Origin of the sequence: Candidatus Effluviviaceae Genus V sp., assembly GCA_014728125.1 — a bacterium.
Taxonomy (GTDB): domain Bacteria; phylum Joyebacterota; class Joyebacteria; order Joyebacterales; family Joyebacteraceae; genus WJMD01.
The window spans coordinates 1-6,502 of record WJMD01000084.1 but is presented as its reverse complement, the minus strand read 5'-3'; the positions used below and the strand labels follow the sequence as shown (position 1 = coordinate 6,502).

8 protein-coding genes are annotated in these 6,502 nt (G+C 66.5%); 5 read left to right on the top strand and 3 right to left on the bottom strand.

Translation table 11 applies throughout. The features are described from left to right. The 5 genes from GF405_04690 to GF405_04670 all read left to right on the top strand — a co-directional run. On the top strand, positions 1-1,934 hold a 1,934-nt coding region (locus GF405_04690; GenBank protein MBD3367456.1), incomplete at its 5' end, for a mucoidy inhibitor MuiA family protein. 102 nt (positions 1,935-2,036) lie between these two features. Next, positions 2,037-2,180, top strand: a complete 144-nt coding sequence (locus GF405_04685; protein MBD3367455.1) for a hypothetical protein — start codon at positions 2,037-2,039, stop codon at positions 2,178-2,180. Between the two features lie 136 nt (positions 2,181-2,316). Next, positions 2,317-2,496: a hypothetical protein gene (locus GF405_04680; GenBank protein ID MBD3367454.1), complete on the top strand. Its 180-nt coding sequence runs from the start codon at positions 2,317-2,319 to the stop codon at positions 2,494-2,496. Positions 2,497-2,505: 9 nt separating this feature from the next. After that, positions 2,506-3,396: a methyltransferase domain-containing protein gene (locus tag GF405_04675; GenBank protein ID MBD3367453.1), complete on the top strand. Its 891-nt coding sequence runs from the start codon at positions 2,506-2,508 to the stop codon at positions 3,394-3,396. Positions 3,397-3,457: 61 nt separating this feature from the next. After that, entirely contained in the window at positions 3,458-4,423 is a 966-nt protein-coding gene (locus GF405_04670) for a carbon-nitrogen hydrolase family protein (GenBank protein MBD3367452.1), read from the top strand. 173 nt (positions 4,424-4,596) lie between these two features. Here the strand turns inward: GF405_04670 and GF405_04665 are convergent, their stop codons facing one another. The 3 genes from GF405_04665 to GF405_04655 all read right to left on the bottom strand — a co-directional run. After that, positions 4,597-4,773 (bottom strand): hypothetical protein, encoded by a 177-nt coding sequence (locus tag GF405_04665; protein ID MBD3367451.1) that lies wholly within the window; start codon positions 4,771-4,773, stop codon positions 4,597-4,599. Positions 4,774-4,860: 87 nt separating this feature from the next. Continuing rightward, entirely contained in the window at positions 4,861-5,154 is a 294-nt protein-coding gene (locus GF405_04660) for a metalloregulator ArsR/SmtB family transcription factor (GenBank protein ID MBD3367450.1), read from the bottom strand. Positions 5,155-5,360: 206 nt separating this feature from the next. Next, positions 5,361-6,502: T9SS type A sorting domain-containing protein (locus GF405_04655; protein ID MBD3367449.1), on the bottom strand; the 1,142-nt coding region annotated here is incomplete at its 5' end.

The window sequence follows — 6,502 nt, the reverse complement described above, 5'->3', positions numbered from 1 at the left end:
TTCCGGCATCTGCTCCCGCACAAACGGAGACCCCGCTCGCGACCGAGATCGTGTCGGCCACGGTGTACAGTCGGCAGGCACAGATCGTGCGCGAGGGCGAGGTCACGCTTGAAGCGGGGAGCTACCGTCTTCTTTGCCGCGACCTTCCCGGGGGCGCGGTTGAGTCGTCGCTGGACGTCGTCGGTTCCGGACTCGAGGGCGCTCGCATCGTCGGCATCGACTTCAGAAGGGCCCCGGGCGACACCACGCTCCCGCCGAGAGCCGAGGAGTACCGCAGCGAGCTCGACCGGATCAAGGACGACGTCAGGGAACTGGAGCTCCGGAGGAAGACGCTGTCCGAGCGTGAGAGCCTGACCGAGTCGATCGGCGGCTTTTCCTCCGGTCTTGCCGAGGAGCGGCTGGCCGATCGCTCATTCGGCGTCACGGAGTGGACGGCGTTCCTCGATTTCTACGAGCGCGAGCTGATGAACGTCAAATCCGAGCTTCGCGGGGTGCTCGAGGAGACGCAGGAACTTGTCGAGAGGCGCAACCACCTCCGCGCCGAGCTCGAGGCGATGCAGGTCGCATCACGGCAGCGCGTGCTGACGGTCGAGTGCGAGGTCGACGAGCCGGGCACGATGCGCGTTGAGCTCTCCTACATCGTCCCAGGGGCCGAGTGGACGCCCGAGTATGCCGTCCGCTACATGGAGCAGAACGACGTGGTGGAGCTCTCCTACGGGGCTCGTCTTGTGCAATCGACCGGCGAGGACTGGGACGGGGTGAGCGTCGTCCTCTCCACCGCGAAGCCTCACGTCGGCGCGGCGCCGCCGGCGCTCGCTCCGCATTTCGTCGGCATGACCACCGGGACCATCCGCGGCCGGGTGACCGACGCGACCATGGGAAGCCCGCTCCCGTACGCGAACGTCTCGATCGTGGGCACCTCGTTCGGGACGATCGCGGATGCCAACGGGGCCTTCGTTCTTGCCGGCGTTCCCGCGGGGTCGCACACGCTTCAGGCACGCTTCATAGGATACGAGCGGGAGAGGGCCCGGAACGTGCGTGTCACGCCAGGCAGGACGGCCCGCGCCGACCTCGCTCTGAGACCGACCGTCTTCACGGCGCGAGAGACCGTCGGCGAGGTCCGCGCCCTGAGCACGGAGGGCGAAGCGATCGCCACACAACCCGGCGTCATCAGCCACGAGGGCGAGATCCACGTTCGAGGTGGTCGCTCGTCCGAAGTGAAGCCGTACGTCGACGGCATCGCAGTTGCCGATCACGTTGAGGCGACCGCCCAGGTGACGGAGTTCGCGGCCAGCCTGGCCGTCCCGCGGGCGGTCGACCTCGAGACGGGGGCCGAGCCGAAGCGCGTGCGCATCGTGCGGAGGAGCTTCGGTGGCGAGTACGTGTACGAAGCCGTGCCCAGGCTCTCGGAGCACGTCTTCCTCAAGGGCACGTTCGAGAACCCGCTCGAGTTCCCGATCCTGCCGGGGCAGGCCGAGGTCTACGTCGAGGCGGCGCCCGCCGGTGGCGGAGCCGCCGTCTCGGACTTCGTGGGGCGCGACCGGCTCGAGGGCGTCGTCCCCGGGGATGAGTTCACCCTCTACCTCGGCGCGGATCCGAACATCGAGATCGAGCACAACCTCCGTTCCCGTGAAGTGCTGACGCGCGCGGACGACGACGAGGTCCGCATCGCGTACGAGTTCGTCAGTCATGTCGAGAGCTTCAAGCGCCATCCGGTCGAGATGGTGGTGCTCGACCGCGTTCCGGTCTCGAAGATGAAGGACGTCGAGGTCGACGATGTAGACATCGAGCCCGAGCCGCCGGAGTGGGACGAGGACGGGCTGCTGACGTGGCGGTTCACGCTCGCTCCGGGAGAGCGGCGCGAGTTCGTCGTCCGCTACGAGATCGAGTATCCGGCCGAGTTCAGACCGAGGGACATCGGCCTGGAGGAATAGCCCTCCGATAACGAGCGCCACCGGCGCTCCGACAGCCGGGGAGCACGCCATTGAGGGGCTCGACGGAATCGTCGAGCACGTGAGGTCGATACGTCGGACCGTGTGGTCCTCGAGCGGTGGGGCATCACGGCCGGCGTCTACATCGAGGGCGAGCCGCTCAGGCCGTACGAGCCGCCGCCGTCGGTCGAGGTCATCCGACAGGACATCATGGATGCCGCCCGGGCCAGGGGCTTGAGCTTCCTCTGACGTTCAGGCACACTCGTTCACACGTGGGACCGCCCCGCCAGTCTGCTTCTTGGGCAGCGGGATACGTCCACTCGCTGTCTGTTTGGCCGGCCTCTGGTGGCCGCACTGAGAGGAATGACCAGTGGCGCCTCGCGGCATGGGGAAGGGCTGGATCGGGTTTCTGATCCTCGGCGTCGGTCTTGTGATCTTCGGTTTGACGCAGGACAGCGTTCCGTTCATCGGCGCCGGCGGTGTCTTCCTCATCATCGGCGTTCGTTTCATGTTGATCGACCTGAAGCGATCCAGGGGCGATGGCGAGTCGGGCCCGAAGCGCTAGGGGGCGTCGGTGTTCAGGGAGTTCAGAGAGCTCGCACGGTACCACTCGGGTTCCACCGACCGGTTCGCCGAACACGACGTGCGCGATGTCTTCGGAAAGACGATCCGGGACGTGAAGGAGTGCGGCTTCGCCGGACTTCGGGGAGCCGATGTCCTGGACCTGGGGTGCGGACAGCGTTTCCCCTTCGCGCTCCTCTGCGCGGCGCACGGCGCGCGGGCGACGGCGCTCGACGTCGACTACGTACGGCCCGATGCTCTCCCGCTCGCGTTCGTCCGGACTGCACGACATGGCGGCCTGAAGCGCGCTCTGAAGTCGAGTGTCCGGCGCGTCATGTGGGACGGGGCGTACTTCCGGGCGCTCGAGGAACACTCCGGAACACGGGTCCTGCCTCACCGCAAGGATGTGGCGTTCGTCGTGGCCGACCCCGCGGCCGCGAGCTACGACCTGGCATCCGAGTCGTTCGATCTCATCGCCTCGAACGCGGTCCTCGAGCACGTCGAGGACGTCCCGCGCTTCGCGTCGGAGGTTCGAAGGCTCCTGAAGCCCGGCGGCTACTTCTACGCTCTCATCCACAATTTCTACTCGCTCTCCGGCGGGCACCACATGGAGTGGGCCTTCCCGGAGCTTTCGGCGTCTGACACGGTACCGCCCTGGGACCATCTTCGGGAGAACCTCCACCCCGCCTGGGTCCCGCTGAATCGCCTGCGGCCCGAGCAGTACCGGGAGGTGTTCGAGGAGCATCTGGAGGTGCTGAGGTTCGACGGCGTGGGTACGAACCACGACCGCGGCGAGGTCGAGGGCGAGCAGTTCCTGACCGGCGCCGTGGCTGACGAGCTCTCGGAGTATCCCCGCGAGCTGCTCCTGACCCGGGCGTGGGTCATGATCGTTCGGAAGGTGTGACTGGCGGGCTCTTTCGAGCATCGCGCCGCCGGCCTCCCATTCGCACAGGAGAACCAGAACGATGTCCGAACTCACGGTCGCGCTGCTCCAGATGGAGTCGGCAGGATTCGACCAGGACGCGAACGCCGAGAAGGGCGAGCACTTCTGCCGCGAGGCCGCCGGGCGGGGAGCCGACATCGCTCTCTTCCCCGAGATGTGGAACATCGGGTATCGCCCCTGGCGGGACGGCGTGCGGGACGGTTCCTTCCGTTCGCTCAGCGACGATGAAGCCGAACAGGCACTTCGCGAGCGCTGGGCGGAGCGGGCCGTCCCACTCGACGGCGCGTTCGTCGGTCGATTCCGAGAGCTGGCATCCGAACTCGGAATGGCGGTCGGCGTGACATTCCTCGAGGAGGTACTCGAGAACACGCTCGGCGACGGGAGCGACCGGGCCCCGGCGCTCCCCCGCAACACACTCGCGATCTTCGACCGCAGGGGCGAGCTGGCACTTCGCTACTCCAAGGTACACACGTGCGATTTCGGCATGGACATCGCGACGGCGCCGGGCGATGCGTTCCCCGTGTGCGAACTTCCGACGTCGGTCGGCCCGGTCATGGTCGGCGCGATGATCTGCTTCGATCGCGAGTTTCCGGAACCGGCCCGGCTCCTGATGCTTGCGGGCGCCGAGATCATCCTCGTCCCGAACGCCTGCGAGATGGAGCAGAACAGGACCGGGCAGCTTCGCGCTCGGGCGTTCGAGAACATGGTCGGAGTGGCGCTTGCGAACTACGCCGGCCCGGAAGAGAAGGGACGGTCGGTCGCCTTCTCGCCGGTCGCGTTCGACCAGGACGGACGCTCGCTCGACACGACCATCGTCGAGGGGGGAGAGGGCGAGGAAGTCGTGCTGGCGCGCTTCGACCTCGACGCCCTCCGCCACTATCGTAAGAGAGAGGTGTGGGGAGATGCATACCGGCGTCCGGGCCTCTACGGGCGGCTTGCGACAGACGAACAGCGTCCGCCCTTTTTCAGAGACGACGCGCGGCGGTAGCGGAACGCCACCATCCTCAGGCGGCCGTCGGCGTTGGGGTGGGGCCGTCGGCTCCGGCGAGCGGCGCGATCAGCCCACGGCAAGAAGCGCGCACAGCAGTCTCGACATCGCGGTGTCTCCCTTCGAGGACAGGCGGCCCGGATATCTCCAAACCGCCCGCCCCGATGCATGTTCTATCCGAGTTCGTTGATCCTCGCCTCGACGGCCGCGATCATCTCCTTCAGGATCGCGCGGTAGCGCTTGAGCATCTCGGGATCGCTCTCGCTGCCCCAGCACTCCCGCAGATGGTCGAACTGCTTGAGGCACGGCATGGCCTCACCGTGCCCGCACTCGGTCGTCCGTCCGCACATGATTGTCACCTCCTTTCAGTTAGCTTATGCACATACTCTACTGAGTGAGGTCGAAGAACAGCCGACCCACTGGTCGGCTCGGGTTCCCTACTTCACCTTGAGCGCGTTCTTGAACAACCGTTCGTGCTCCTTGAGCACCTCCGTGTCGACCGAGTAGTGAACGCGCCGTCCGGCGCGCCGGCCTTCGACGATTCCGGCCTGGCGCAGGATCCGCAGATGTTGCGAGACCGCCGACTGCGTCACCTCGAGTCGGTACGCGATCGCGTTGACGCACAGCGGTCCGCCGGCGTCTCGGAGCATCTTGACGATGCGAAGCCGCGTCGGATCGGAGAGGGCCTTGAAAGTCCCGGCCAGGCGCTCCATGTCTGTCTGTGACTTCATCATATGAGCATATACTAATAGATAGCGAGCCGCTGTCAAGGGGCGTTGTCGCCTGTGGGCGGTCTCCAAGCGGTTGTCTGCTCAGCTCGCTCGACGTAGCACAACGCGAACCGGCGGTCCTCATCGGACCGCCGGTTCGCTTCGCTCATGACTGTGGGGACAACCCAACAGTTCGGGCTCCAGCGCGCTCACGCGCCGGGACCTGTCTACTTCAGCAGCACGCCCTTTCTGACGATCGTCTCTCCACCGCGGGAGAGGCGGAAGAAGTAGACGCCGGAGGCCACATTGCGTCCCGCGCCGTCGGTGCCGTTCCAGCGTGCGTGGTGGCGGCCCGGTTCGGTCACACCGTCGACGAGGGTCGCGACCTTCCGGCCCGAGACGTCGTAGACCGCGAGCTCGACCTCGGCCCTCTCGGGCAGGTCGAACGCGATCTCCGTCACGGGGTTGAACGGGTTCGGCGCGTTCTGGTGGAGCGCCAGCCGCTCGATGATCCCGTCGCCCTCGGGGATGCCCGTGTTGTAGATGCCGAAGAACTCGAGGATCTCGACGAGGAGCTCCTCCTTTGTGGACGACGGTGTGCCGTCCACGAGCCCGCCGAACTCGAAGGAGAAGGCGACCGTCTGGTAGCTGCCCGCGTCCTTCGCCACGCCGCAGCCCGCGCCGTCGGCCGGGTTCGTGAAGATGCGCGTGGCGCCGGTCTGCGCGCTGATGTGATCGATGTACGAGTTCTCGCCCGAGTAGGCGAAGCTCATGCCCTCGCACATCGTCCCGTCCTCGCCGTCGACGTTCGAGAGGTCGCCCGAGCCGTCGCTCATGCCGGCGACGCCGAAGTACGGGTTGTAGATCGTCCTGGCCGAGTCGTACGCCCAGCAGTCGCCGCCCTCCATGAAGACCTTTCCGCCGGCGTTCAGGAACGCGACGATCGTGTTCGCCTCGCTCGTCGAGAGCGAGTAGTTGTGCGAGTAGACGCCGAGGCAGATGAAGGCCGACTGGTAGTCCGAGTAGTCCGGCTCGGTCGTCGTGTGGACGTAGCTCACGTCGAGCGCGTCGAGGAGCGTCGTGAGCTCTGTGCCAGTGATGGGCGTGGGGTCCGGCTCCCAGATGACGACCGGGATCGCGTCGACGATACTGAACGCGTGCATGCCGCTCGACGGTTCGATCGTCGTGTTGGCCGCCCCGTCCGTGGCCACGATGCGGTAGGCGATGTCGTCGCCCAGCGCGACGGAGCCGGTGAAGTCGGCCTCGAAGACCGAGGTGCTCGGCACACGCGTCATCTCGATGTCGGTCTGACCCGTCCCGTTCTTCGTCCACTCGAGCGTCACCGACGAGAGTTCGATGTTGTCGGTGA